This is a genomic window from Microcoleus sp. Pol12A5 (assembly GCF_036701435.1).
In the GTDB taxonomy this organism is placed as follows: domain Bacteria; phylum Cyanobacteriota; class Cyanobacteriia; order Cyanobacteriales; family Microcoleaceae; genus Microcoleus.
This window is the reverse complement of the sequence record NZ_JAUBQU010000030.1, coordinates 38,511-64,619: the sequence shown is the minus strand read 5'-3', so window position 1 is coordinate 64,619 and position 26,109 is coordinate 38,511. Positions and strand designations below refer to the sequence as shown.

The 26,109-nt window shown below is 44.4% G+C and carries 25 protein-coding genes; 15 read left to right on the top strand and 10 right to left on the bottom strand.

Going from position 1 to position 26,109, the window contains the following annotated elements:
* The 4 genes from QUA45_RS11010 to QUA45_RS10995 all read left to right on the top strand — a co-directional run.
* The coding region (locus QUA45_RS11010; protein ID WP_333220693.1) for a DUF6745 domain-containing protein at window positions 1-462 on the top strand (462 nt) is incomplete at its 5' end.
* A gap of 92 nt (window positions 463-554) precedes the next feature.
* On the top strand, window positions 555-1,643 hold the full coding sequence (locus QUA45_RS11005; protein WP_333220691.1) for an SPFH domain-containing protein: 1,089 nt from the start codon (window positions 555-557) through the stop codon (window positions 1,641-1,643).
* An 86-nt stretch (window positions 1,644-1,729) separates the two neighbouring features.
* Window positions 1,730-2,230, top strand: coding sequence for a hypothetical protein (locus tag QUA45_RS11000; RefSeq protein WP_333220689.1), 501 nt, complete (start codon window positions 1,730-1,732; stop codon window positions 2,228-2,230).
* Window positions 2,231-2,358: 128 nt separating this feature from the next.
* Window positions 2,359-3,168: a hypothetical protein gene (locus QUA45_RS10995; protein WP_333220687.1), complete on the top strand. Its 810-nt coding sequence runs from the start codon at window positions 2,359-2,361 to the stop codon at window positions 3,166-3,168.
* Between the two features lie 79 nt (window positions 3,169-3,247).
* Here the strand turns inward: QUA45_RS10995 and QUA45_RS10990 are convergent, their stop codons facing one another.
* A complete protein-coding gene (locus QUA45_RS10990; RefSeq protein ID WP_333100166.1) occupies window positions 3,248-3,886 on the bottom strand; it encodes a restriction endonuclease subunit R in 639 nt (212 codons plus the stop codon).
* Between the two features lie 368 nt (window positions 3,887-4,254).
* Between QUA45_RS10990 and pds the strand changes: the two genes are divergently transcribed.
* Together pds and crtB are read left to right on the top strand one after the other, a co-directional pair.
* Window positions 4,255-5,628: a 15-cis-phytoene desaturase gene (gene pds / locus QUA45_RS10985; protein ID WP_333077175.1), complete on the top strand. Its 1,374-nt coding sequence runs from the start codon at window positions 4,255-4,257 to the stop codon at window positions 5,626-5,628.
* A 91-nt stretch (window positions 5,629-5,719) separates the two neighbouring features.
* The gene (gene crtB / locus QUA45_RS10980) at window positions 5,720-6,649 is read left to right on the top strand and encodes a 15-cis-phytoene synthase CrtB (RefSeq protein WP_333220685.1); all 930 of its coding nucleotides are present in this window, start codon (window positions 5,720-5,722) and stop codon (window positions 6,647-6,649) included.
* A 143-nt stretch (window positions 6,650-6,792) separates the two neighbouring features.
* Here crtB and QUA45_RS10975 read toward each other — a convergent pair whose 3' ends face one another.
* Complete coding sequence (locus tag QUA45_RS10975) at window positions 6,793-7,290, bottom strand: hypothetical protein (protein ID WP_333100163.1); 498 nt, start codon at window positions 7,288-7,290, stop codon at window positions 6,793-6,795.
* 205 nt (window positions 7,291-7,495) lie between these two features.
* Window positions 7,496-10,219: a valine--tRNA ligase gene (locus QUA45_RS10970; RefSeq protein ID WP_333220683.1), complete on the bottom strand. Its 2,724-nt coding sequence runs from the start codon at window positions 10,217-10,219 to the stop codon at window positions 7,496-7,498.
* Between the two features lie 157 nt (window positions 10,220-10,376).
* Here QUA45_RS10970 and QUA45_RS10965 point away from each other — a divergent pair, with 157 nt between their 5' ends.
* Both QUA45_RS10965 and QUA45_RS10960 read left to right on the top strand, forming a co-directional pair.
* Window positions 10,377-10,712: a hypothetical protein gene (locus QUA45_RS10965; protein ID WP_333025783.1), complete on the top strand. Its 336-nt coding sequence runs from the start codon at window positions 10,377-10,379 to the stop codon at window positions 10,710-10,712.
* The gene (locus QUA45_RS10960) at window positions 10,705-11,079 is read left to right on the top strand and encodes a type II toxin-antitoxin system RelE/ParE family toxin (RefSeq protein WP_333100161.1); all 375 of its coding nucleotides are present in this window, start codon (window positions 10,705-10,707) and stop codon (window positions 11,077-11,079) included. Before QUA45_RS10965 ends, QUA45_RS10960 begins: the two co-directional genes overlap by 8 nt.
* Before the next feature lie 316 nt (window positions 11,080-11,395).
* Here the strand turns inward: QUA45_RS10960 and QUA45_RS10955 are convergent, their stop codons facing one another.
* On the bottom strand, window positions 11,396-13,048 hold the full coding sequence (locus QUA45_RS10955) for an FAD-dependent oxidoreductase (RefSeq protein ID WP_333220680.1): 1,653 nt from the start codon (window positions 13,046-13,048) through the stop codon (window positions 11,396-11,398).
* A 267-nt stretch (window positions 13,049-13,315) separates the two neighbouring features.
* On the opposite strand from QUA45_RS10955, the gene QUA45_RS10950 reads away from it, so the two are divergent.
* From QUA45_RS10950 to QUA45_RS10935, 4 genes are all read left to right on the top strand, one after another.
* Window positions 13,316-13,483, top strand: a complete 168-nt coding sequence (locus QUA45_RS10950; RefSeq protein WP_333220678.1) for a hypothetical protein — start codon at window positions 13,316-13,318, stop codon at window positions 13,481-13,483.
* Window positions 13,483-13,890, top strand: a complete 408-nt coding sequence (locus tag QUA45_RS10945; RefSeq protein ID WP_333100158.1) for a type II toxin-antitoxin system VapC family toxin — start codon at window positions 13,483-13,485, stop codon at window positions 13,888-13,890. Before QUA45_RS10950 ends, QUA45_RS10945 begins: the two co-directional genes overlap by 1 nt.
* A 197-nt stretch (window positions 13,891-14,087) precedes the next feature.
* Window positions 14,088-15,725 carry an AAA family ATPase gene (locus QUA45_RS10940; protein WP_333100157.1) on the top strand — a complete coding sequence of 546 codons (1,638 nt, stop codon included), beginning with the start codon at window positions 14,088-14,090 and terminating at the stop codon, window positions 15,723-15,725.
* A gap of 56 nt (window positions 15,726-15,781) precedes the next feature.
* A complete protein-coding gene (locus QUA45_RS10935) occupies window positions 15,782-16,978 on the top strand; it encodes a 5-methylcytosine restriction system specificity protein McrC (protein WP_333220676.1) in 1,197 nt (398 codons plus the stop codon).
* A 91-nt stretch (window positions 16,979-17,069) separates the two neighbouring features.
* Here QUA45_RS10935 and QUA45_RS10930 read toward each other — a convergent pair whose 3' ends face one another.
* Window positions 17,070-18,074 (bottom strand): phosphoribulokinase, encoded by a 1,005-nt coding sequence (locus tag QUA45_RS10930; RefSeq protein WP_015179263.1) that lies wholly within the window; start codon window positions 18,072-18,074, stop codon window positions 17,070-17,072.
* Between the two features lie 587 nt (window positions 18,075-18,661).
* Here QUA45_RS10930 and petH point away from each other — a divergent pair.
* The 3 genes from petH (at window position 18,662) to QUA45_RS10915 (ending at window position 22,574) form a co-directional block, all read left to right on the top strand.
* A complete protein-coding gene (gene petH / locus QUA45_RS10925; RefSeq protein WP_333100155.1) occupies window positions 18,662-19,867 on the top strand; it encodes a ferredoxin--NADP reductase in 1,206 nt (401 codons plus the stop codon).
* Window positions 19,868-20,185: 318 nt separating this feature from the next.
* A complete protein-coding gene (locus QUA45_RS10920; RefSeq protein WP_333100173.1) occupies window positions 20,186-21,502 on the top strand; it encodes a homoserine dehydrogenase in 1,317 nt (438 codons plus the stop codon).
* Window positions 21,503-21,722: 220 nt separating this feature from the next.
* A complete protein-coding gene (locus tag QUA45_RS10915; protein ID WP_333220674.1) occupies window positions 21,723-22,574 on the top strand; it encodes a hypothetical protein in 852 nt (283 codons plus the stop codon).
* 17 nt (window positions 22,575-22,591) lie between these two features.
* Here the strand turns inward: QUA45_RS10915 and QUA45_RS10910 are convergent, their stop codons facing one another.
* The 5 genes from QUA45_RS10910 to QUA45_RS10890 form a co-directional block, all read right to left on the bottom strand.
* Entirely contained in the window at window positions 22,592-23,068 is a 477-nt protein-coding gene (locus tag QUA45_RS10910) for a hypothetical protein (protein WP_333100153.1), read from the bottom strand.
* A 189-nt stretch (window positions 23,069-23,257) separates the two neighbouring features.
* A complete protein-coding gene (locus QUA45_RS10905) occupies window positions 23,258-23,821 on the bottom strand; it encodes a Uma2 family endonuclease (protein ID WP_333100152.1) in 564 nt (187 codons plus the stop codon).
* 25 nt (window positions 23,822-23,846) lie between these two features.
* Window positions 23,847-24,476, bottom strand: coding sequence for a type I restriction enzyme HsdR N-terminal domain-containing protein (locus QUA45_RS10900; protein WP_333100151.1), 630 nt, complete (start codon window positions 24,474-24,476; stop codon window positions 23,847-23,849).
* 136 nt (window positions 24,477-24,612) lie between these two features.
* Complete coding sequence (locus QUA45_RS10895) at window positions 24,613-25,497, bottom strand: PhzF family phenazine biosynthesis protein (RefSeq protein ID WP_333100150.1); 885 nt, start codon at window positions 25,495-25,497, stop codon at window positions 24,613-24,615.
* Window positions 25,498-25,572: 75 nt separating this feature from the next.
* Window positions 25,573-26,109: anthranilate synthase component I family protein (locus QUA45_RS10890; RefSeq protein WP_333220673.1), on the bottom strand; the 537-nt coding region annotated here is incomplete at its 5' end.

Below are 26,109 nucleotides of genomic sequence, written 5' to 3'. Positions count from 1 at the left end.
ATTGTGTGCGATCGCCCCCGCATCTTCTCTTTCGACTCCCAACACCGCCTCCACGCCGAAGGAGGGCCCGCAATTCAATTTTCTGACGGATACAGCATCTATTCCTATCACGGCGTCACCTTACCGGAAAAATACGGAAAACTGCACCCCCATGAATGGCAATCTCAATGGGTTTTAGAGGAAGAAAACGCGGAAATCAGGCGAGTGCTAATTCAAGGAATTGGTTACGATCGCATAGCCCGCGAATTAGCAGCCGTTGAATTAGATACTTGGCAAGAATACACGTTATTAAAAATTGATACAAAGGTTGACGTGGAGCCGATTTATCTGTTAAAGATGACTTGTCCCAGCACCGGATTTATTCACGCTTTGCGAGTCCCGCCCGATATCAACTCAGCCAGAGAAGCGATTAAATGGGTGAATTGGGGAGTCGATTATGAGGATTTTTCAGTACAAACTTGAATTGCAACAAACAGTAAAACTTTACAATGGCGATCGGGAACTGCGATCGATCCTATTGAAGCTAAAATCAAACAACAACCCCAAATAAATCTATGGGACTCTTTGATAAGATTCGAGGCGAATTTGTCGATATCATCGAATGGTTGGACAATACCAGCGACACCATTGCCTATCGATTCGAGCGCCACCAAAACGAAATCAAACAAGGTGCTAAACTAACTGTACGACCGGGACAAATAGCAGTCTTTGTCAGCGAAGGCCAAGTTGCCGATGTCTTCGATCCGGGAATGTACGAACTTTACACCCGCAACTTACCCGTTCTCAGTACCTTAAAAGGTTGGCCCTACGGTTTCAACTCTCCCTTTAAAGCAGAAGTCTACTTTTTTAACACCAAAATATTTACGAACCTGAGATGGGGAACCTCTAACCCTGTAATTATCCGCGATCCAGAACTCGGTCCCGTGCGAATGCGGGCTTTTGGCACATACAACATTAAAGTTTCCCATCCCGAAAAACTCTTAAAACAACTAATCAGCACTGACGGACTATTTCAAGTAGATGAAATCACCGATCAACTCCGCAATACAATAGTCAGTGCCTTTGCCAATTGGGTTGGCAGTTCCCGCGTTCCCCTCTTAGACTTTGCAGCCAACTACACGCACATGGGCGAACAGGTACGAGTTGCCATAGAGCCAAGTATCCAGCAGTTTGGGTTAGAGTTAACTCAGCTATTAATTGAAAACATTTCGATGCCGCCTGAAGTTGAAGAAGCACTCGACAAACGAGCCTCGATCGGACTTCTGGGAAATATGCAGCAATATACCCAATATCAAGCTGCTAACGCCATAGAAGCATCAGCAAATAACCCCAGCGGCGGCAATCAAGCATTAGAATTGGGTATGGGAATGGCACTAGGTCAACAAATGACAAATATGATGCAGTCACCAGCATCCCAAACTCCGCCGCCACCTCCCCCGCCAATACAACATCAGTGGTATATTGCCCAGAACGGTCAACAATCAGGCCCTTTTGGATTGGATCAACTTCTGCAAAATGGTTTGACACATCAGGTAATGGTTTGGCGTGCAGGTTTTGATGGCTGGAAGTTAGCATCGCAAGTGCCGGAATTAGCATTTTTGTTGGCGACAGTACCGCCGCCTCCCCCGCCAGCGGCCGCCTAAAATTTTGCATATTTAGTTAATTGGTAATTAGTAATTAATCTGCTTTCCCAATTACTAATTACCAATTACATCACCAATAAACTATTATGAATACTTCGGAACCTGCTGTTAAACGTTTTCCCTGTCCTAGCTGCGGGGCTTATTTAGAGTTCAACCCCCAAGCAGGAAAACTCAAGTGTGCTTACTGCGGCTGGCAAGATGCAATTCCCCAAAGTGCTGAAGAGGTAAAGGAAAACTCTTACGAACAATATCTCCACTTCGACGAAACAACGCTGACAGCTTTATCAACAACAGCCTTAGAAGTAAAATGCAATGATTGCGGAGCAAGTGTTACTTTTGAACCGCCGAAAGTAGCGGGTAAATGTCCATTTTGTGCTTCTCCAATTGTGACGCAACCTGCAAAGGCTAGCCCGAGTGTGCATCCAGAGGGAATTGTTCCTTTTGAAGTTACTGATAAACAGGTCAGAGAAAGCATTCAGAAGTGGCTAAGCAATCGCTGGTTTGCTCCTTCTGCTTTGAAATCCCTAGCGCAACAGGAGAAAATTCAAGGGGTTTATCCCTCTTCTGTCACTCTAGGTAAAAAATAATCTGGGATGCTTATAGCATAAGACTTTTACTAAAAATCTTGATTTCAGCCATTCTGTTAGAAAATAAACGCTCAAATCTTAGCTCTATCTACGGTTGAAATTTTTGGTCTTATTTTTGTTTTCCTAGAGTGACAGAAGAGGGTTATTTGCCGTTTTGGACTTACGACACTTATACGGTTAGTTACTATCAGGGTTCTCGCGGAGAACACTACTACGAGACTGAAACTTATACGGAAACAAACTCGCAGGGCGAAACAGAAACTAAAACTCGCCAAGTGCAACATACCAGGTGGTGGCCTGCTTCTGGCAGAGTCGATCGCTCTTTTGATGATATTCTGATTCCGGCCACAACTTCGATCGATCGCCCGCGCCTGGATGCGTTAGAACCTTGGCATCTCAAGGAGTCGCTGCGTCCTTACAATTCATCTTATTTAGCTGGGTTTGAAGCGCAGCGATCGCAAGTTTCTCTCACTCAAGGGTTTGAATCTGCTAAAAATGTCATGGCCGGTACTATTCACTTCGATGTTTGTAGGAATATTGGTGGCGACGAGCAGCGGGTTCACAGCATTTCCACTGATTACAATGCTATCACTTTTAAGCATATTTTGCTACCTGTGTGGCTGTGCGCCTATCGCTATCAAAACCAGCGATATCAAGTAATGGTTAATGCTCGCACCGCTGAAGTTCAAGGCGAGCGTCCCTACAGTGTTTGGAAAATTACTGCTGCTGTTGTTAGCGGTGTCGTACTTGCGGGTGTTATGTATTTATTGTTTACTGGTAATTGGAGATATATCCGTGTTCCCGGTCTGCCTCAACCGCAACCGCAACCAACTTCCTTACCTGTACCGAGCCAAAAATTACCGCCAGCGCCTGTTCCCTCTACCGCACCTGTACCGAGCCAAAAATTACCAACAGCGCCTGTTCCGTCTGCTAATTAGTTCATTCTTCATTTTTTATTGAAACGAAGTACAACCGCATCTCTGAGCGATCGCCCTTACAGAAGAGTGCGATCGCTTTTTAAACTGTATTGCCAACATTCAACTCACCGAGGCGCTTCAAAATACTCAGCACGCTGTACAAATCATTCCCCGGATTGAACATAGAAAACCAGCGAGAAAAAGCATACTGTGGTGTTTCCCCCTTAACTAATTTGACAAATAAAAAACTAGAGCCATTCATTAACAATCCGTAAGTAGGTCGATCGGCACTCAGATTAGCTAACATATAAGCTAGTAACTGCGGAATCCCGACCTCCAAAGAAAACGCAGCCTTCTTGGACTCGATCACCACTACCCAAAACTCCTGAAACAAAGCCAAAACATCCAACTGTCCCCTGACAATCACTCCCTCGTCTTCGTCAACAATTTCTACAGATTTTTCTGAAGTAACATGAAAAGGAGCAAGATAAAAATCAGCTAAATCCAAAAACGGAGACAGCACCACCATTTTGACTGTATTTTCGAGCAGCGGCGGATGTTTGAGCAAATTCCTGTAACTTGCTTTCACTCTGTCTAGTCGTTGTTTTTCATAATCACTGATTTCTGGCAAATCATCTTGCCACTCGCGAAAAAATTGGTCATCCTCAACCCACTCAATTTTGAAGTTAGTTTCCAAATCATTCAGCGCGACATTTCTAGCTTGAATTGTTTGTACCATAAATTTAACTAATTTATTGAAATTTGCCTCATAATTTATGATAGCAATTATGAGGCAAATTTCTGTTAATTGCGTTTCCTAGGGCATAGGGCACTAGGGCACTTAAGGTCAGACCCGCAGTCCGGCAAGTCCGGCAAGGGTTGAAACCGCTGCCTCAAAGCTAAAGTCCTCTTTTAGAGGACTGAAGAACTCATTAGTCCTCTAAAAGAGGACTTGCGCTATGAGACAGGGAATTAATTCCCTGGCGGACTTTCGGGCTAAGCCGACACCTCCAAGCACAGCCGTGTCCCTACAGATTTTCCAAAAAAATGTAACGAGTTGTAAAGTATAATTAAACCGAAGCGAACACAGAGGCCAAGTAGTATCAAATGCGAGTTGCGATCGCCGGAGCAGGCTTAGCAGGACTTTCCTGCGCTAAATATCTTACCGACGCGGGCCACACCCCCATCCTCCTAGAAAGTCGGGACGTACTCGGCGGCAAAGTAGCCGCCTGGAAAGATGCAGACGGCGACTGGTACGAAACCGGCCTCCACATCTTCTTCGGTGCATACCCGAATATGCTCCAACTCTTCAAAGAACTTGACATTGAAGACAGGCTGCAATGGAAAGAACACAGCATGATTTTCAATCAGCCGGAAACCCCCGGAACCTATTCCCGCTTTGACTTTCCCGACCTGCCCGCCCCCTTCAACGGCGTCGCAGCCATCTTGAGCAACAACGATATGCTCACCTGGCCGGAAAAAATCCGCTTCGGTATAGGTTTGATTCCGGCGATGCTTCAGGGCCAAAACTATGTCGAAGCAATGGACAAATACTCGTTTTCCGACTGGCTGAAAAAACAAAACGTCCCCCCCAGAGTCGAAAAAGAAGTATTCATCGCCATGTCCAAGGCGCTCAACTTCATCGACCCCCACGAAATATCTGCAACCATACTGCTGACAGCCCTCAACCGCTTCTTGCAAGAGAAAAACGGCTCGAAAATGGCCTTTTTAGACGGTTCCCCCACAGAGAGGTTGTGCCAGCCGATGGTAGACTACATAACTGAGCGCGGCGGTGAAGTACGGCTGAATGCACCCATCGGGGAGTTTTTGCTCAACGATGACAACACGGTGCGCGGCTTCCAGATTCGGGGAGTAAAAGGGGCAGAGTCAGAAATTCTGACGGCCGATATTTACGTTTCCGCGATGCCGGTTGACCCGCTGAAGCTGATGATGCCGAAACCTTGGGGCGAAATGGATTATTTCAAACAGCTCGAAGGCTTGGAGGGAGTACCCGTCATTAATGTACACTTGTGGTTTGATCGCAAATTAACTGACATCGACCATTTGCTGTTCTCGCGATCGCCCCTGCTGAGCGTCTACGCCGACATGAGCAACACCTGCCGCGAATATGCCAACCCAGACAAATCCATGCTGGAACTGGTTTTAGCACCGGCCAAAGACTGGATAGGCAAGTCTGACGAAGATATCGTCGCAGCCACAATGGTCGAGTTAGAAAAACTCTTTCCCGATCAAATCCCAGAACCAGCCAAACTGCTCAAATATCACGTAGTCAAAACCCCACGTTCCGTCTACAAAGCCACTCCCGGACGCCAGCAGTGCCGTCCCACACAAACAACTCCCATTAGCAATTTCTATCTAACGGGGGATTATACAATGCAGCGTTATCTTGCAAGTATGGAAGGTGCCGTGCTTTCTGGTAAGCTGACAGCGCAGGCTATTTCGACGGCCAATAACAAATGAAAAATTAAGAATTTTTCATAAAGACGTAAAAAATCTCCCGTTTTCTAAACGGGGGAAAATCAGTTCTAATCTTTAAATTTCTTATTCTCGGATGCTGCAACTGTCAAAACTCCAGTGCATGAGAACTCTGGCCTCTGTGGATGACTCTTACGAACTGTGCCGCCAAGTCACGGCGAGTTATGCCAAAAATTTTTATTTAGGCACTCAACTCATGCCCGAAGCCAAGCGTCGGGCGATTTGGGCGATTTACGTCTGGTGCCGCCGCACCGACGAACTCGTAGACGGGCCGGGTTCTGATGCAACGACCCCTGAAACCCTCAATCTGTGGGAAAAACGGCTAGAATCTGTGTTTGCCGGCCATCCTCACGACGACTACGACGTAGCGTTGGTGGATACGCTGTCTCGTTTCCCGATCGACATTCAGCCGTTTCGAGAGATGATTGCGGGCCAGCAAATGGACTTGTACCGCAGCCGCTACGAAACTTTTGAAGAGCTCAATCTTTACTGTTATCGAGTAGCGGGTACTGTAGGGCTGATGTCGATGTCTGTCATGGGTGTGGACGAGTCGAATCCCGCTGCTAACTGGAATTGGCACTGGGGCAATAAAATTCCCAAAGAAGAAGCCATCTCCCTCGGTATTGCCAAGCAGTTGACTAATATTCTGCGCGATGTCGGAGAAGACGCCCGCCGCGGCCGCATTTACATTCCCTTAGAAGACTTAGCCTTGTTTAACTACACCGAAGAAGATTTATTCAACGGTGTAATTGACAACCGCTGGCGGGAATTGATGCGGTTTCAAATTCAGCGAGCTCGCAAATTATACGCCAGCGCCGAACCGGGAATTAAAGTGCTCAGTCCCGATATCCGCTGGACTGTTTGGGCGGCTACAATGCTGTACAGCAGAATCTTAAATGCGATCGAACGCAATCAATATGATGTGTTTCAGAAGCGGGCTTATGTTAGCAATTCTCAGAAACTGCTGTGTCTCCCCGCCGCTTGGCTGAAGTCAAAAGTGCTTTAGCCATAGGTAATTTTGCTGGCGATCGGGCAACGGGTAAGGGGTATTTGTCAAGTTACAAATTATTATGATGTCCAGCAAATTGCATATTAGGTTTGTGGGGACGCGGTAGTGGCGTGTCCCTACGTTTGGTGTGTTAATTGGAGTCAAAGTGGTGGTGTAGCGGGTGAAATTTTCAATTGGGCGATCGAACTTTCCAACAATTGCTTTTCCTGCTGGAGTTTTGCTTCTAAATTTTGAATTTGTTCTCGGCGGGCTTCAACTTCAATCAAGCGGCGAGACAATTCTTGACTCTGCAAAGTGAGAGATTGCCTCCAATCTTCTGCTTTCTGGGCTTCTTGCTGCAAAAAATCGGGAGTAAAGCCTGTTGTTAAATATTTCTCAACTAATTGTAGTACCCAGTTTGTAGCTGCTTGAATATTTAAAACCTGGTTATTTTCGCCAATATCTGCTAATACTAGCATCCCTTCATTTAAAACATTAGTTGCAGAGTTAATTGGAGTTTGAGCAAAATCTGGCGGTAGGGTCAAGATAGTTTCTTCAAAAAGCATAGCCCAAGTATCCTCAGCATTTTGGCAAGCCAGCAATTGCAGACTTATCTCGCCTAAAATTTCCTGATTTTGTACTTGGGCTAAATATAACATGAGGGTAATTAGTGATGGCTTATTAGTTATTCATAACTGGTAATTGGTAAAAACAGCTATCCGTGTATCCCTGCATTCCGTGTCGTGCTATTAGTTATTGGTAATTGTATGATTTACGATCTTCTAGGGGCGGGTTTTACAAACAATTTATGCTTGAAACTAACTATCTCGTAAACCCGCCCCGGCAAAAGTCACCAGTCAACTATTAAAACAACTTTAGCCGATCGCGCAAAATCTCGGCTTGTTTTTCGGCTTCCGCCAAAGCATCCCTCGCCCCCTGAACCACATCAGGAGTAGCCTTATCCACAAACTTCTGATTAGTCAAGCGCGCCGCAGTATGCTTAATTTCAGCTTCCACCTTGCTCAACTTCTTCTCTAATTTAGCACGCAAAGCGGCCAAATCCACGACCCCAGCCAGAGGAATCAATACTTGCACAGTACCGACCACCCCAGCAATTGTCTGTCCCAAATCTGCATCCAAACTAGCAGTAACTGTCAGATTCTCGACTTTTGCCAAATCCTGAATGTAAACACCTCCATCTGAGATGATTTGGCGTTCTTTCTCGCTTTCGCTTTGCAAAATCGCCGTCACCTTCACACTGGGTTTGATATCAGCATCTGCCCGCAAATTGCGAATAGTGCGAATTGTACCGAACAACAACTCAAACTGCTGTTCTAATTCAGCATCAATTAGCGAGGTATCGGCTTCAGGATAAGCTTGCAAAGCCAAACATCGATCGTCACCTGTTTGAGTCAGAGTGTGCCAAATCTCCTCAGTAATGTGCGGCATAAAAGGATGCAGTAGTTTCAGAATCCCTTCCAACACAAAAGCAAAAGTTTGCTGTGCCACTTTCTTAGAATTTGGTTCAGCATCCTGCTGCAAGCGAGACTTGACTAACTCAATATACCAGTCACAGAAATCGCCCCAGATAAACTCATAAAGTCCCTTCGCCGCTTCCCCCAAACCGTAATTTTCCAAACAATTGCGGCTTTCTTGCACAACTTGATAATAGCGAGACAGAATCCAGCGATCGCACAATTCCAAACCACCTCCCCCAGAAGGACTTCCCAACTGTTCCGGAGTCTGTCCCTCCAAATTCATCATCACAAACCTAGCCGCATTCCACAACTTATTCGTGAAGTTCCGCGAAGCTTCCACTGATTTCGATTCATCAGTTTTGCGATCGTACTCCATGCGAATATTTTGACCGGCCCCAACCACTTCCTTAACCAAAGTGTAGCGCAAAGCATCAGTACCGTACTTGCTAATCAACAGCAGCGGGTCGATACCATTATTTTTACTCTTAGACATTTTTTGACCGTTTTCATCCAACACCAAACCGTGAATGTAAACAGTATCAAAAGGCATCTTTTCAGTAAAATGTCCTGCCATCATCGTCATTCTAGCAACCCAGAAAAAGATGATATCAAAACCTGTAACCAAAGTAGTTGTCGGATAGTAAAACTCCAAATCTTTAGTTTGGTCCGGCCATCCCAAAGTTGAGAAAGGCCACAACCCGGACGAAAACCAAGTATCCAATACGTCTGGATCTCTTGCTAGCTGCACGTCATTACCAAATTTAGCCGTAGCTTTTTCCTTAGCTTCAGCTTCAGTTTTCGCCACCACAAACGGCGTCGTGTCAGTAATTTCTCCTTGGGTTTCGCTAACAGCATACCAAGCCGGGATTTGGTGTCCCCACCACAATTGTCTGGAGATACACCAATCCTTTAGCTTCACCAACCAATCGCGATAAACCTTTGTCCATCTATCAGGAACAAAGACGGGTGAATTACTTTTATCTAATGCTTCTAAAGCGCGTTGAGAAAGAGGATCTATCTTGACAAACCATTGAGTAGATATTAACGGTTCGACCGGGACTTTGCCGCGTTCGCTGTATGGAACTGTATGCTTATAATCTTCTATTTTAACTAAAACCCCGTCATTTTCTAACCGCAGCACGACATTTTTCCGGGCAACAAATCGGTCTTGTCCCTGGAACTCTCCGGCATTTTCATTTAAAGTGCCGTCCTTATTCATAACGTTAATAAATGGCAAATTGTGACGCTTGCCCATCTCGAAGTCATTCGGATCGTGGGCGGGAGTCACCTTGACACAACCAGTTCCGAAAGTCGGATCGACAAACTCATCAGCAATGATGGGGATTTCGCGATTGACGATCGGCAAAGTCACTGTTTTACCGATAAGATGTTTGTAGCGATCGTCCTGTGGATTCACCGCCACCCCAGTATCCCCCAACATCGTTTCCGGCCGAGTCGTCGCCACCTCCAAATAACCAGAACCATCCGTCAAAGGATAGCGGAAATGCCACAAATGGCCGTCAACTTCCTGCTGGTCTACCTCCAAATCCGACACAGCAGACTGACTCGCCGGACACCAATTCACCAGGTAATTGCCGCGATAAATCAGCCCCTCATCGTACAGGCGGACAAACGCTTCTAAAACCGCAGCGGATAAGCCTTCATCCATCGTAAAGCGTTCGCGCGACCAATCGACAGACACGCCCAAACTGCGTAATTGATTAGTAATAGTATTGCCCGATTCAGCTTTCCACTCCCAGGCCCGTTCCAAGAATTTTTCTCTACCTAAATCGTGGCGAGTTTTGCCTTCTGCTTTGAGTTGCTTTTCGAGAATAGTTTGAACGGCGATGCTAGCATGATCCGTTCCCGGCAACCACAGCGTATTGCGTCCAGTCATGCGGTGATAGCGGACGAGGACATCAATCAGCGTCTCTTCAAAAGCGTGTCCCATGTGGAGACTGCCGGTGACGTTGGGCGGCGGGATGACTACGCAGTAAGGTTCGCCACCTTTTTCGGGGTCAGCTTTGAAGGTTTGGTTGTCTTCCCAGTATTTTTGCCACTTGGCTTCGGTGGCTTGGGGGTCGTATTGGGGGGGTAGGTTTGCGGTCATGGTGGCTTGAGAGTTTGATCTTATTTAAGATTGTGCCATAGAAGGGAGGAGAAGAGTTTTGAACCGCATCCGCGTCAGAGGGAGAGGGAAGAGCGATATTCAAGGCGGGGCGGGTTTACGTTAAAATCAAGGTAAAATTCAAAGGTTTGATGGGATTATGAATGTAGCAGCACTTCGACATCAAATCGATCGATGGCTCGATCGACTCTCTCCAGAACATCTGGCATTAGTTGCGAGTTTTATAGAGTTTCTAAGCCAAAAGCAACGTCAGGGGGTAATCATTTCGCAAAATAATCTGCCAGAGGTTTTCTCAGCAGAAATCCAAGAGATGCCTCCTGCTAATTCTTTTAGTATTCCAGAACCCTCAGAAATTGACGGAGAGGGCCAATCTAAAGCAGCGCTTCTACAAGATTTTCGGCAAGCTTGGCACGAAGCCATGACTGGGCAAACCATTTCGGTTGCTCAAATGTGGGAAGGAATTGAAAATGACTGACTTGCCCTTCATTCAAGTTATAGTTTCACCAACCTTCAATCGCAATTTACGCACTCTTGCAAAAAAATACCGCAGCATTCGCAATGATATTCAACCCATTATCGAACAACTCACACGGGGAGAACTGCCCGGAGATAGAATTGCTGGAGTGGGTTATGCAGTCTTCAAGTTGAGAGTCCGAAATAGCGACACTCAAAAAGGTAAAAGTGGTGGATACCGTTTAATTTACTACGTTCAAACAGCAACGGGAATCATTTTGCTGACCCTTTACACCAAATCCGAACAAGTCGATATTGCAGCAGAGGATATTCAGAACATTATTACAGAATACGAGCAGCAGCAGAGCGAAGATCGAGAGGATATCTAAGAGTTGGGGAATCTTGCGCCTCGAATATGAGGGTTCGACATCTTCAGTGGTTAAATCTTTTTAATATCTTATTTGACAAAAATCATTAATCCAAAAACCGCCTTTTCTCGGAGAAAGCCACGATTTTGCAGAGAAACCTGTTTTCTTTTTGCCTTAGTCCTACTGGTAAAAAAACTTGCAATAATTAAGGATCGCAATGAATAACAGTTATTAAACTCCAGGAATTGCGTTTTTTGTTCTCAAACTCAAACAAAAGTTTATAGTTTGTAGGCGGATTTAACATCGTATAGCAACACGGGCGACTGCTATACCTCGATTACTTCACCTCCTTATAATCCACCCCATAACTCGTATCTCTCCCTGACAAATACGTAGTTTTCCCCGTTAAAGTCTCCAGAGTTTTTTTCGTTTCAGCCGAAGTAATCGAATTCAGAGGTACGCCGAACTTGCTAGCCAAACCAGCCGCCACGCCCACACCTTGTCCTTGATAAATATTCACCGTCGCAATTCGCCCGACGGATACAGCCATACCGACATAACCGGACGATCGCCCGACAATGGCTAAATTCTTGACTTTGCTAGCTAAAGCGCTTTCTATCCCGAAATTATAGACTGGCAGCGGCGGAATTCTCGCAGATAAATTCTTGACTCCGCCCCGCATATCGAAATCGTAGGAAAAACTGCCGATCGACTTTTCGGGTACTGTTCCCCCTTTGATAATCTCCTGCCCCGTCAGCGGATCTACCACATCGCGAACGTTCAAAGTTTGCCTGATATAAATCTCGTCGGGAATAAAGACTCTCACATCTTTACCAGACTTCTTTTGTAGCCAGTATTGGAGAAATGACATTTCTCTAATCATTTCAGGAGTCGGTTTTCTGCCGTTAGCTTCCATCTTCATGATTTGGTTAACTTGGTATTTAAACAGAAACCCGTTCCAGGACAGCACATTTTTGTTATAAACGCAGACATTGCCCTTATCGAAAAAGAATCCTTTATTTTGACTAAATGGCAGATTTCTGTCTATGTGATACGCTGCACCTATAGCTACGCTTCTGATGTCGTAGCCGTCTGTATATGGCTGATATATCGTACTCCAGAAATTCCTCATCCAGAATTTTGTACTAGCAGGATCTTTAGATTTCATAATGCTTTCTTTAATCTTTTTTACCAAAGACCTGTTGTAAAGAATTTCATCTTCTATTCTGCGGAACTCGGACATCGTTATACCTGTAATTCTTGGAACTATAGATACAGCTAACGTTTCATTTTTGGATTTTATATTTTGAGATTCATATCCTGTATAATAAGATAACCCTGCTTTTCTTGCCAATTCGGCGTCTTGAGTTACATCAATAAAAGAGTTGGCTTTAATTATGAGATTGGTGCCTTCTACTTCGGCATATTCAATTTTTTTATCTACGACGCGGGGAGTAAGAGTTGAGTTAGAAATAACTTTGATTCCGGCTGCTGAAAGCATCTGTTTGAGAGCTCTATCTGCCTTTTTTGGGTCTAAGCAAGATTCGGGCGCATCCGCTTTATCTAAGAATTCCTTAAAACATTGGGCGTAAGGTTGGCGATACCAACCGGGGATTTTATCTACATCGATGTAAGCTAAACCGCCGCGGGTGAGTAAGCCGCCCAAAGGAGCACTTCCGTAGTTCGATCGCACGATCGCAACTTTGCCCTTTGCGCCTAAAGTTTTCTTAGCCCATATCGCTGCACATATCCCCGGTACTTCATCACCATATACTACTACATCAAACTTTTGTTCCGGTGATTTTTTGGGAACTACCGGAGGCGGGCTGCTGGATTTTTGCTGCTGAGTTCCAGTATCTAAGGTGGCACTTGCTGGGTTTCTATTTGCGATATAATTTTCTACTTCTCTGAAAGGGGGATAGTTAACTAAAAGTTTTACGGCGACAAAGAAGATTGCAATTGAAGCTAATTTCTTGAAATTAGAGAGCATTCAGTTGACTCGTTTATAAATTTGCAATACCTGAAAGCGTAGTTCAGGGTTTACGGAATTGAATATAGCACGTTTAGATAGTTTCAACACAAGTTGAAATTTTCCGGGAACTGTGGTAAACGAATCTTCTCAACCCAAACCTGGTGATGCTGTCCTTGGCAGCCAAAATGCTACAATTACATCAATCACAAATTGAAACATAAAAACATGACTTTTGAGGCGGTTTTAAATCTTGTTAAGCACTTGTATCTAGCCGAAAATTTACGATTGATTAAGTGGATAGTTCCTGATATAGAACGAGAATTAGTTGTTCGGCCCGCTCCCCGCAAATCATTGTCGGGTTTATGTGCTAAGTTGGGAATTGCACCTTCTGCCGCTGATATAGATGAAGCTCGCAGCGAAGAATGGGGGAATTTCCCAAGGGAGGATTTCTAATGCTGGGTGCTGTAGCTGATACTGATGCTGTTATCTGGTATATCTTTGCCGATTCGCGACTTTCAGTGACTGCTAGAAGGACAATAGAACAGATAGCTGCCGAGGGAAATCAGGTGGCTTTTTCATCAATTACATTAGCAGAAATTGTCTATCTGAGCGAGAGAGGGCGGATTAATTCAACTACTCTCGATCTATTATTGAGAGAAGTTGAGAGCGATGATGCCTTATTGGTTGAAATTCCTTTCGATCGCAATATAGCTTTGAGTTTAAGGCAAGTTGACCGATCGCAAATTCCCGATTTCCCATTCCCAGATCGCATTATTGCTGCTACTGCTTTGTATCTTAATGTACCCGTTATTAGTCGCGATCGCCGGATTCAATTATCGACTATAGACACAATTTGGTAAATGTGAGTCCCTCGGCGCAAGTTTAAATTTTCCGGGAACTGTTGTTAGCGGTTTTGCCAGTGTTACTGGTTTGGGAGGGCATTTGATGTGGCTAAGGATGGCGGGTGCGATCGCATCTCAGATATCTGGTGTCGGAAAGGGCGATCGGCTACAATAATTTAAGAACAACAATTGAGTCACCTTAAACATACAGAAAAATGGAAAAACTTTTTGTACATCCTGAATGTCCTTTTTCAGAAAACACATTTAACCTATTGACCGAATTTTATGAAAATCCCAGCTCAGATTTTTACATGGCACACAAAAAAGATTTTTTAAAATATGTAGAAGATCCCTTGAAGTATATTTTCAGTCAGGTGGAAGAGCGCTTGCCTAATTTTATCAAAAAATATATAAACATCAAGTGGGAGCAACTTGGCTCGATAGTTGAAACAAAAGGTTTACAATCAATAGCTTACAGTATATCTTTTAGTTTTGAAGATATCAATTATAGAGAGAATGCTTACTTAATGCTAAGATTTGACAACCAAGACTTAACTTTTGGTTTCTGTACAGAATTTAACGATATTGATTATATTATAGATAATTATCAAACCAATTATATAAATAACCCCTTGGCAATCGATAGCCTCAAACGTTATAACCTTCCCAATCAATATCATTGCTATTTAACTAAGCAAATAATACGTTCTACTTCCCCTGTGCATGAATATCGTCTGATAATAATGAAATCTCAAAAATGTATTAATGAATTATTAGAAACTATTATCTCTTTGGTTGGCGAACAAACAATAGAATTTGACAAATATAAATTTACTAATATTCAGGTTGCTAGATCGCTTGAAGCAGAAGAAGTATTAGGATATTCTGCTCACCAGTTAATTTACATAATAACACAAACATTTAAAAAACTATTTCCATTATTTTTTTTGTGTTCCAATCTGGAGGATAAGGATTCACCTCTTATCACGCAATACTTTTCAATCTATGAGAAAGAATTTAATCGAGAGTATGATATCAAAGAAATTTCTGAAATAACAGGTTTTCAAACATCTCAAATTAACGGCTGGATACGCACCATCCACCGCAAGAAACAAGCCATCCTACAAGGACCGCCCGGAACCGGAAAAACCTTCCTCGCTCAAAAACTAGCCCAACACTTAATCGGCAGCGGTGACGGTTTTTCAGACATTATTCAATTTCATCCAGCTTATACTTATGAAGACTTTATTCAAGGCATCCGTCCGCAAAGTCAAGATGGGGAATTAACTTATCCCATAGTTCCCGGTAGATTCCTAGAATTTTGCGAAAAAGCCGAAGCCTGTGAAGACACTTGCCTCCTCATTATTGATGAAATTAACCGTGCAAATTTATCTCAGGTATTTGGAGAGTTGATGTATTTGCTTGATGACCGCGATCGCACCGTTAAATTAGCCAGTGGCGAAGAATTTAGAATCCCTACAAATGTCCGCATTATCGGCACAATGAACACCGCAGACCGTTCTATTGCCTTAGTCGATAATGCACTCCGCCGCCGTTTCGCATTCATTCCCGTCTATCCCAACTATGAAGTGCTGCGACAGTATCACCACAGAGAGGAAACAGGTTTTCCAGTTGATAAATTAACTAGCATTCTAGAAGATATCAATCGCGCAATTAACAACAAACACTATGAATTAGGCATCTCCTTCTTTTTGACAAAAACCTTAGCTGAAGATATCCAAGACATTTGGCAAATGGAAATCGAGCCATACCTCGAAGAATACTTCTTTGATAACCTGGAAAAAATGGATGAGTTTCTCTGGGAGAATATCCAGAATAAATTGGGCTATTGACAATCTAACGCCGTCATTAACCCCGATACCGTGGCGTTACTGCATCCACCACAATTATGAAACCACAATCACCCCGAATTATCGAACTTAAAGAATATCTATTAGCAACTTTTGAACAAGACTCAATCCCCGAATCAGTAGGACAGAAAATATACCATAATTATGCCAAGGAAATCGAGATAGAATTTCCAAACTTTAAAACTAAATATCAATGGCACTTAAAATCTAAAGGCCGAGTCGGCAACATTACAATCACTCCAGAATTTCACATCACCATCCGCCCAAAGGTTCCCATAAACAACCTCTTCGGAATGCTTGACTATGCCTACAACCTTAAGATAAAATTTCCCCAAGGCTCGATTCAGTGCCAATCTTTACAAGAAAGTTACGATAGATTAGCTAACATTCTTGCCCACAAAATTCTAGAACGCTGTCGCAAAGGATTATATCGTGATTACTTATCCAAAACAGAAAGACTCGCCTACATTCGCGGCCGCGTCGATTTGCGGTCAGCCCTGCAAAAACCTTGGGATGTTAAACTAAAATGCCACTATAACGAACAAACAGGCGATATCGAAGATAATCAAATACTCGCTTGGACACTTTTCATCATTGGCCGCAGCGGTTTGTGCCGTGAATCTGTTTCATCCACTGTGCGAAAAGCCTTTCACGCACTCCAAGGATTTGTTACATTAAAACCTTTTAAATCAGAAGCTTGTATTGATAGAAATTATCACCGTTTAAATGAAGATTATCAACTTTTCCACGCCTTATGTCGATTTTTTTTAGATAACACAGGGCCCAGTCACGAAACAGGCAATCGCGAAATGCTCCCTTTTCTCATAGACATGGCTAATTTATATGAACAATTTGTCGCTGAATGGCTCAAAGCAAATACACCAAAAGGCTTTTTTGTCAAACAACAGCACCGAGTCACACATGACGAAAACTATTTCGATCGCATTGACTTACTGCTAGGCGATAGTGAAACAAAAAAAATCCAATACGTCCTCGATACAAAATACAAAGCTCCCGATAAAGTAGCCAATAATGACATTCATCAAATAGTTGCTTACGCCAATGCCTTAAAGTGCCAAAATGCAATTCTCGTTTACCCGCAAAACCTCAAACAGCCACTAGATATAAAAAATGACGATATCCGAGTTCGCAGTCTAACTTTTTCCCTAGATAGCGACCTCAATGAAGCCGGAAAAACCTTCTTAACCTCTCTACTTCCAAACACCCTCCCCTAACTCTACTCTGCGCCCTCTGCGCGCTCTGTGGTTCATTTTCCCACAAAAAAAGAGGCGCAAGTGCGCCTCTCAAATTTTTCATGTCTGCGTTCTAAACACTAACAGCCACTTTCGCTTCTTTTGCAGTCAACTTCTCGTAAGTCGCCCGCATCTTCAATCCGACTAACACTTGGAACAAACCAGTTCCATTGTTGGAACCAGGATATTCGCGGTGCTGGAGCAACAGGTGAGTTAACTCGCCTTCATACTTCGTAGAAGTCTTGCTCAAATGGCTTTCGATGTAAATAACTTCTTCGAGATTCTCGAATTGACCATCTACTTCCAAAATCGAGACTTCGTGACCGTAGAAAGCATCCGGCCCGTAGTACATTTTAATTCCGGGATAGGAACAAGTCAGCTTGCGGCCGCAAGGAACCCAGTTAATTGTTGAACCTTCGTCAAACAAATACGCAGGCTCAAAATTGGCGATGCCTTCGCGCTGGATCATCTGCACGCGCAGAACCTTCCGCTCCTTGTCATCTTTGATCAAGTTGGTCGGCAACACTTGAATTACCACATCAGCATATTGCTTTTGCGGGTCGATGTAGGCGGTAAAATCCGGTTTGCGAGCATTGATCGCAAACAGCACGTCTTCGTAACGGTGGCCCCGTTCCGCCATGTCGCGCTGGATTTTCCAAGCAATTTTTACCTCGTCGCTGATGTCGAGGTAGACGCTGAAGTCGAGGAGCGATCGAACTCGCTCGTCGTACAGGGGATGCAGCCCCTCAATCACAATCACGTGATTCGGCTCAACCCTTTCGGGCGGGTCGATCATACCGGTTTCGTGGTTGTAGATCGGCTTGTCGATCGCGTGACCTTCTTTGAGCGCCTTCATTTGCTCAGCCATCAGATCAAAATTGTTCGCTCTGGGGTCAAGGGCTGTAATCCCTGTTTCCTTGCGCTGCTTGCGATCGAGACTGTGATAGTCGTCAAGGCAGATTACAGTCACGAAATCTTCCCCGAACAAATCTGTCAATCGGCGTAAAAAAGTAGATTTTCCGCATCCGGAATCTCCGGCAACGCCAATTAAAACCACGCGATCCGGCTTACTTGTCATAGTTTCCCTCTAACAAAATCACTGTTTACTAACTAACTCAAGTCTAGATTCCACAAAATTTCAGCCCGCAGGTAGCGGCAAGCAGGCTTTGTGCTGCTGTGCTACCCCGAGACGATCGAGTTCTCACCAGCATACAGCAGTGAGTTGACTGCCTGCCCGGGCAGACCCAAGCAATCTTCAAGGCAAGTAATTAATACTAACTTTAGTGGTTAATCTTACCAGAAGGCGTTCGCCCCCTACAAGCTCAACCTCATTAAACTGCTCGAATCTTCCTTTCTCTGGTGGGGCGCTCCCCAAATCAGAAGGACTTATCGGGGCAGATCCCCCGATCGGGTAAAATATTGGCAGTACGCAGACAACAATAGCTATAGGTCAACAGCCGAACGCATTAGGGCTCGGTGAGCGCGGCGTTCGGCTAGTAGGGATTTGATAGGCGAGCGATCGCAACTTCAACACTCCCGCCGACGTGGCGAGGCCCAAAAATTGGCGCGGCCAATTAGTCCCGATGGCCTTAAGAAAAAAGTAAATTGAGTCTAACGTCACATTCTCTTTCTTTATAACTCTGTATCGTGAAGGAAAATCAACAAATGTACAGCCCAAGCATATCTGGTGTGGCGGCCAACTCAGAATCAGGCAGCCGCATCTTTGTTTACGAAGTGGAGGGTATGCGTCAGAGCCAAGCAACTGACCAAACAAGTAGCCCGATTCGCCGTAGTGGCAGCGTATTTATCTCCGTGCCCTACGAGCGCATGAATCAGGAAATGCGTAGAATTGCTCGCATGGGTGGAAGAATTGTCAGCATTCGCCCCTCAAACAGCGCTCCCGAAACAAATGGCAAAGTCGCACCAGAAGCAGGGCTACAGAGTCAGAAATCTGGAGAAGAAACTAAGCCCATGACTCAAGCCAAGGAAAAAGTTCAGGTTCCTGTTAACCTCTACAAGCCCGCCAATCCCTATATTGGTAAGTGCATTTCTACAGAAGAATTAGTCAGAGAAGGCGGCGAGGGTACAGTCCGTCACGTCAAATTTGACATTTCTGGAGGCAAGTTACACTATCTCGAAGGTCAAAGTATCGGGATTATTCCCGATGGCACAGATAAAAACGGCAAACCTCACAAAATTCGGCTGTATTCGATCGCCTCCACCCGTCACGGAGACGATGTAGACGACAAAACAGTCTCTCTGTGCGTCCGCCGCCTAGAGTACAAAAGCCCAGAAACTGGTGAAAAAGTCTTTGGTGTTTGTTCGACTTTTCTCACCGGTTTGCAACCTGGAGATGATGTCAAAATCACCGGCCCCGTAGGCAAGGAAATGCTGTTACCCGACGACGAAGAAGCCACCATTATTATGATGGCTACCGGTACGGGTATTGCTCCTTTCCGGGCTTATTTATGGCGGATGTTTAAAGAAAACAATCCCGATTACAAGTTCAGAGGTTTAGCTTGGCTGTTCTTTGGAGTTGCTTACACTCCCAACATTCTCTATAAGGAAGAGTTGGAGCAATTGCAGCGCGAGTTCCCCGATAATTTCCGCTTGACTTATGCCATCAGCCGCGAGCAAAAGAATGCTGACGGCGGCAAGATGTACATTCAAAACCGGATTCAAGAGAACGCAGACCAATTGTGGGAATTGGTTCAAAAGCCGAATACTCACACTTATATCTGCGGTTTGAAGGGTATGGAAGGCGGAATTGATGAGGGAATGTCGGCCGCATCTAGCAAGCACGGTGTTGACTGGGCTGGCTATCAGAAACAGTTGAAGAAAGAGCACCGTTGGCACGTTGAAACTTATTAATGTGTTACCTGATTTAATCTGATTTGTAGGGTGGGCTTGGCTCGCCCTACAATTGTTTTTAGGGCAATTGTATCCGACTTGTAATATCGTTTCCGGTTGCATCGGAATAATAAAATCGAGTCAAGAGTTAACACTCAACCATTCAGTTTTTCGACCCGCCCGTCAACAGTCAACAGTCAACAGTCAACAACCATAAGGAGTGCAACCGAAATTGATGTAAGGTACCGAATGCGTACCCTACAATACTATTTTGATTGCTCCGGTACGGGAATAGCCTACAATGGTTGTGGCTTAATTGAGTTTCTACGGGTCAAAGTCGTGGCTTTCAAAATTGGTTTGTTAGGTTTGGGTACAGTTGGCGCGGGAACAGCAGAGATTTTGCTCTCCCCAGATGGCCGCCATCCGCTGTTGCAGGAATTGGAAATCTATCGGGTGGGAGTGCGCGATATTTCTCGAACTCGGTCTTTACAATTGCCAGAAAATGTGCTGACAACTGACCTAGAAGCGATCGCAACTGACCCGGAAATTGATATTGTAGTTGAATTGATTGGCGGATTGGAACCGGCGCGATCGCTCATTCTGCAAGCTATTGCCAGCGGCAAGCACGTCGTCACTGCCAACAAAGCAGTTATCGCCCGCTACGGGAATGAAATCTTCGAGGCCGCCAACAAAAAAGGCGTTTACGTAATGTTAGAAGCTGCTGTCGGCGGCGGCATTCCAGTCATTCAAAGCCTCAAGCAATCTTTAGGTGCAAACCGCATTAAAACTGTCACCGGCATCGTCAACGGCACAACTAATTACATCCTGACGCGGATGCAAACAGAAGGCGCAGACTTTGCCGAAGTGCTCGCCGACGCTCAGCAATTAGGTTATGCTGAAGCTGACCCCACAGCAGATGTAGATGGATTAGATGCTGCCGATAAAATTGCTATTTTAGCCTCGCTAGCTTTTGGTGGACGCATCAAATTAGCCGATGTTCACTGCGAAGGTATTAGAAAAGTTAGTGCGGCGGATATTAACTACGCCGACAAGCTGGGATTTGCGATTAAATTGTTGGCTATTGCTCAAGAAACATCCCGCTACAATGGCAAGCAAGCTGAGGGAGAAAGCGAACTGCTGTCAATTCGAGTGCATCCGAGTTTTGTGCCGAAAACTCATCCGCTGGCGAGTGTTAACGGGGTTTACAATGCAATTTTAGTCGAAGGAGAGCCGATCGGGCAATTGATGCTGTACGGGCGCGGCGCCGGTGCGGGCCCAACAGCTAGCGCCGTAGTATCCGACATAATGAATGTGGCGGCCATCCTGAAAACCGAAACTGTTCCGATTCCCCATCCTTTACTCAGTTGCAGTCACCAACACTACTGCAAAATTGCTCCGATGCAGGAACTGGTTACTCGCTTTTACGCCCGTTTTCTGACGCGCGATACTCCGGGGGTAATTGGCAAACTCGGCACTTGTTTCGGCAACCATAAAGTTAGTTTGGAATCTGTGGTGCAGACGGGAATTCGCGGCGATTTAGCAGAAATTGTCGTCGTGACTCACGATGTTATGGAAGGTAATTTTCAACAAGCACTCGATGAAATTCGCGCGCTGGAAGCAGTCGATAGTATTGCTAGCACGTTGCGAGTTTTGTAAAAGTGATTTGCTAAGGGCGGGCGGGTTTCACCTACAATATTTGTTAATAATTGACAATATCTAAAACCCGCCCTCTCACTCAGCCAACGGTAAATGTCACGTACATTTTTCCATTTGATACAAGTAAAAGTTAATTTAGATTATTCGTTGTCCGGTGGCGGGTTTATGTAGATGTTTTGTACTTATTAAATATTGTTGGTAACACCCGCCCTACCAGATAATGAAAAAAACAGAATTTGATTTTGTCGATCGCCAAACGGGAAGGCACTTGCTAGATTCCCTGTATGAAAAGTTTGCCAAACCCCAACTACACGATACTTTTAAACCCAATAATCCTTCAATTTACATTCGGCACGAAGAAGGGCAAGTTGTTGATGGAAATTATATCATAAAACAAGTGTTTGAAGACTCTCGCACTGGTTTTTATGCTGAAAGTCGCATCCCCATTTCTGGCAATAATCCGCCTGTTTTTGTGATTCGCGGCTACGGTTCTTGGTATCCTTTCGAGCGCGTTTTGGAAGATACGCCCGATGTATTTATGGCAAAACTAGAACGCCAGTTAAAATCGGCGCAAACTGCGGGTGCTATTGATTGGATAAAGCAGCAATTTCACAGCGGGAATCCGCCGGATATCATCGGAGAAAGTTTGGGCGGCAAAGTTGCTCAGCAAATCGCAGCAAAATACCCGGATTATATTAGATCTACTGTAATTTTTAATTCTTTAGGCGTTTCCGAAAAGTTAGCTAAAACTTCCACCGCTAAGAATGTTTTTCACTACTTTACTTTAGGTGAAAGGTATGCTTTTTGGGCAAATGAAGGCGATTACATACCGGGAACGATTTTTGTGATTTCCCATAAAGGCAACAACTGTTGCTATAAAATCGAAGAGGCGATCGTCCGAATGGCGCGTTTTGAAGGCAAGTTTCTCAAAAGACGCGCGATTGTGGCCATATTGGCTCAGTTGCTTTTGCTAAACAGACACAATGCGATCGTCCTGAACAAACGGCGGCCGGTAGTCGTTCAGATCGATCGCACTCAATTGCAAATTTTCCGAAAAAAGCGCTTTGTTTAAACTCAGACAGAATTGCTTCAGGCCGCAGATGGCTGATTTTCCCGCGCTGCGACTGCCAAAACCAGACAAAGTGCTGCGATCGCTTTTTCCCATTCTTGCTTTACAGCGGTGGGTTGAACGTCATCAAAGGCGCTAACTAAACGAGGAATCGATCGTTCTAATGCCTGTCTGGGAATTGATTTGTGCAGATCCACTAAACGAGTTAAACTTTCTTGATTCTTCAAAAAACCGACTACCCATTTCGTAGTATGATCTGGACTGTCAGGGACGTTTTTAATTCCTAGTTCTGTTTGCAACCAGTCGTAAAAAGGCGGCAGCTTTTGAGCTAAAACACTTCCAGCAGTTGGCAAAGTTTCTTTGAGTAAAGCAGTATCGAGACTTCCCAAGACTTGATTGAATTCCGGTGAATCGAGCAAGCTGGTTAATGGCAGTGAAAGCAGGGCTTCAGAAGCGTCAGGGGATACATTTAAAGTCCGCGAAAATGTTGGCAGCATTGGAAAGTCTCTGGTATTGATGACTTTTTTAGCCTAACAATCACGCGAATCAATGAATATGAGCTACCTCATATTAGCTGAGTTAAAGACTCGGCGGTTGAAACCTATCCTACACAAACTTTCGTCCGAGCGTATAGGGACTAAAGAATTCTCCATAATTAAATTCAACCAATTTATTCTTTTAATTTTTTACGCTAGCAACTCATCGACGGCCATACTAAAACCCGGCAAAACTATTTGAGTGCTGACAACTTCACCTCTGGCGAATAAAAGTCTCTGCTGTTGAGTGACAACAACAATCCACTGACTCTCAGGAAGTACCAGCCATATTTCTTGACAGCCCGATTGCAGGTATTCATTGGTTTTGGCAAATACTTCTTCCGCTTTATCAGTAGGAGAAATAATTTCAGCAATCAACGGAAAACTTTGAGGAAGTATGGTAAAATCATTAAATTGGGCAACTAATTCTGGTGTCAAGTAGGAAACATCGGGACAGCGACCTCTCCCTACTGTACGGCAACCTGTTTCTGTGTAAACTTCTCCACCTTGTCCGCTGGAAAGTGCGTAATTTCCCCAATAGCGGGATAGCCGAGATTGAATCCGACCAGTTTTTGCTGTCATGCCGTTTTTTTCCACTAATTCTCCATCTACCCATTCTGTGCTGTCAGGCGGGTTTTCCATCCATTCTTCTAGGGAAATGCGGGGAACTTCAATAACTTGAATTTCTATTGATTCGATGAGTGAACTTACCATGTGAGTTAATCCTCTTTTATCTGTACTATCTCACAATTTGAGCGATTCGCTTCATAATCTTGAGTACATTGTACAATTCATTTGCTCGATTGCGGAGATCGAAGGAATCCGATAATGCGTACTGCGACGAATTTTGATAAGTCATTTTAATAAACTGAAAATTCCTGCCGTTGCTAATCATTCCAAAGGAAGGTTGGCTGGGATAGGGATTTGCCAGCAGATAAGCTAGCAGTTGTGCCAGTCCGGTTTCTATGGAAATTTGAGCGCTTTTTGACTCGATAACCATTACCCAAAACTGCTGTTTTAAAACCAGAACATCCATCCTACCTCTGATAATTGTCTCGTCTTCGTCTTCAAAGAAAATTTCTACTTCTGGTTCAGCTTTGATATGAAAGGGAGGTAAATAGAAACCTGCAAAATGTAGCAAGGGAGATAAGACTACCATTTTGACGGTAGTTTCTAGCATTGGAGGATACTCGACTAAGTTGAAATAGCTAGCTTTCACTCGATCGAGAAATTGTTTTTCAAATTCGCTTATTTCTGGTAATTCGTCAATCCATTCACGAAAAAATTGGTCGTCATCAACGAGTTGGATATTAAAATTTTCCCTTAAATAGGAGAGAGTAACTTCTCTAGCTGGGATTGTTCCCGTCATAGTTTTTGATGATTATTCCTAATCTTAACTACATTATACAACATACAATTCATTTCCTCGATCGCCCAAATCTAATTTCAACCGGGCTGTACATATCTGCCTGCATCTGCGCTTAAAAAAAATCCCAGTGAATCTGCTAAACAAATTCTCCCTTAGCAACCATCACCACCTTACCACCCACCAAAACTGCTATTTGCCCTTCATTTTTTGCTGCTTGTAACAACAGCAAAGAAGGTCGATCGATTTCATATCCCTGCTCAACTCTGACATCAATCTTTGCTTTCCCATAATAATCATGTTCTACCAAATATCCAGCCAAACAGCCGTTAGCACTGCCAGTCGCCGGATCTTCTGGAATTCCTAATGAATGGGCAAAAACTCGCACGCTTAAATCATTAAGGTCGCTGTAGGTTTCTGGGCAAAATATCAAAATTTCTTTCGCTTTCGTTGTATCAACTAGCTCAAAATATTTATCTAAGTTGACTTGAGCTTTTTTGAGCGAAGCGAGAGTTTTTAATGGGACAATTATAAACGGCACTCCGGTCGAAACTTCTTGAATTGGGAAGTTGGAATCAATTTCATCTGGTTCTAAATTCAGGACATTTGCCAGACTTTCGGCTGATAAAACTCGACCAAAAATAGGCGGGTTTTGTCGCATCCACAAAATATCTGCCGATTCATTGTGATAATTAAAAGTAACTGGAATTTGACCGACGGCTAGATTGAGAATTACTCGATCGACCTTTTCGCGAATAATCTCTTGCTGCAACACAAACGCAGTGCCCAAAGTCGGATGACCGGCAAAGGGCAATTCCTTCTTGGGCGTGAATATCCGCACGTCATAGCCGCCATCTCGCGGATCGGGCGATCGAATAAACGTAGTTTCTGAATAATTGATTTCCCTCGCTATCAGCAGCATTTGGGCCTCAGATAGTTCAGCAACTCCCGCACCGCAAAATACAGCTAGCTGGTTGCCAGCATATTTTGACTCGGCAAACACGTCAACTATATAAAAATTCATATTTCCCTCGTTCAACAGTAGTTGTGTAGCAGCGGTTTCAACCGCCTCCTCCTTATAAAAGAAGTTTTTAACTTGCTATTTCAAACAGCGAATTGCTTCCAACATTCCCCTGGCTTTATTGAGCGTTTCTTCGTACTCCATATCCGGGTTAGAATCGGCCACTAAACCAGCGCCAGCTTGGACAGAAACCGAATGTTTATCGCCTCCTTGAGAGCGAACAACCATAGTCCGAATCGCGATCGCACTATTCAACTGTCCCTCAAAATCATAATACCCATAAACCCCAGAATACGGCCCCCGGCGACAACCTTCCAACTCGTGCACAATCTCCATCGCCCGAATCTTCGGAGCACCGCTAACCGTACCAGCAGGAAAACCAGCTTTCAACAAATCCCAAGCTGTCTTATCCTCAGCCAATTCTCCCACCACATTGCTCACAATGTGCATGACGTGAGAATAACGCTCAATTTCCATTAATTCGTCAACTTTTACAGTACCGTTTCGGCACACTCTGCCTAAATCGTTCCTGCCCAAATCAACTAACATGACGTGTTCCGCAATTTCCTTCGGATCTTGCAGCAATTCAGCAGCCAAAGCATCATCTTCTTGAGG

Bases quoted from the DNA above. Each gene is read 5' to 3' on its own strand.
- QUA45_RS11005 (WP_333220691.1), top strand. From the start codon at position 555: ATGGGACTCTTTGATAAGATTCGAGGCGAATTTGTCGATATCATCGAA.
- QUA45_RS11000 (WP_333220689.1), top strand. From the start codon at position 1,730: ATGAATACTTCGGAACCTGCTGTTAAACGTTTTCCCTGTCCTAGCTGC.
- QUA45_RS10990 (WP_333100166.1), bottom strand. From the start codon at position 3,886: ATGGTACAAACAATTCAAGCTAGAAATGTCGCGCTGAATGATTTGGAA.
- pds (WP_333077175.1), top strand. From the start codon at position 4,255: ATGCGAGTTGCGATCGCCGGAGCAGGCTTAGCAGGACTTTCCTGCGCT.
- crtB (WP_333220685.1), top strand. From the start codon at position 5,720: ATGCTGCAACTGTCAAAACTCCAGTGCATGAGAACTCTGGCCTCTGTG.
- QUA45_RS10975 (WP_333100163.1), bottom strand. From the start codon at position 7,290: ATGTTATATTTAGCCCAAGTACAAAATCAGGAAATTTTAGGCGAGATA.
- QUA45_RS10970 (WP_333220683.1), bottom strand. From the start codon at position 10,219: ATGACCGCAAACCTACCCCCCCAATACGACCCCCAAGCCACCGAAGCC.
- QUA45_RS10965 (WP_333025783.1), top strand. From the start codon at position 10,377: ATGAATGTAGCAGCACTTCGACATCAAATCGATCGATGGCTCGATCGA.
- QUA45_RS10960 (WP_333100161.1), top strand. From the start codon at position 10,705: ATGACTGACTTGCCCTTCATTCAAGTTATAGTTTCACCAACCTTCAAT.
- QUA45_RS10955 (WP_333220680.1), bottom strand. From the start codon at position 13,048: ATGCTCTCTAATTTCAAGAAATTAGCTTCAATTGCAATCTTCTTTGTC.
- QUA45_RS10945 (WP_333100158.1), top strand. From the start codon at position 13,483: ATGCTGGGTGCTGTAGCTGATACTGATGCTGTTATCTGGTATATCTTT.
- QUA45_RS10940 (WP_333100157.1), top strand. From the start codon at position 14,088: ATGGAAAAACTTTTTGTACATCCTGAATGTCCTTTTTCAGAAAACACA.
- QUA45_RS10935 (WP_333220676.1), top strand. From the start codon at position 15,782: ATGAAACCACAATCACCCCGAATTATCGAACTTAAAGAATATCTATTA.
- QUA45_RS10930 (WP_015179263.1), bottom strand. From the start codon at position 18,074: ATGACAAGTAAGCCGGATCGCGTGGTTTTAATTGGCGTTGCCGGAGAT.
- petH (WP_333100155.1), top strand. From the start codon at position 18,662: ATGTACAGCCCAAGCATATCTGGTGTGGCGGCCAACTCAGAATCAGGC.
- QUA45_RS10915 (WP_333220674.1), top strand. From the start codon at position 21,723: ATGAAAAAAACAGAATTTGATTTTGTCGATCGCCAAACGGGAAGGCAC.
- QUA45_RS10910 (WP_333100153.1), bottom strand. From the start codon at position 23,068: ATGCTGCCAACATTTTCGCGGACTTTAAATGTATCCCCTGACGCTTCT.
- QUA45_RS10905 (WP_333100152.1), bottom strand. From the start codon at position 23,821: ATGGTAAGTTCACTCATCGAATCAATAGAAATTCAAGTTATTGAAGTT.
- QUA45_RS10900 (WP_333100151.1), bottom strand. From the start codon at position 24,476: ATGACGGGAACAATCCCAGCTAGAGAAGTTACTCTCTCCTATTTAAGG.
- QUA45_RS10895 (WP_333100150.1), bottom strand. From the start codon at position 25,497: ATGAATTTTTATATAGTTGACGTGTTTGCCGAGTCAAAATATGCTGGC.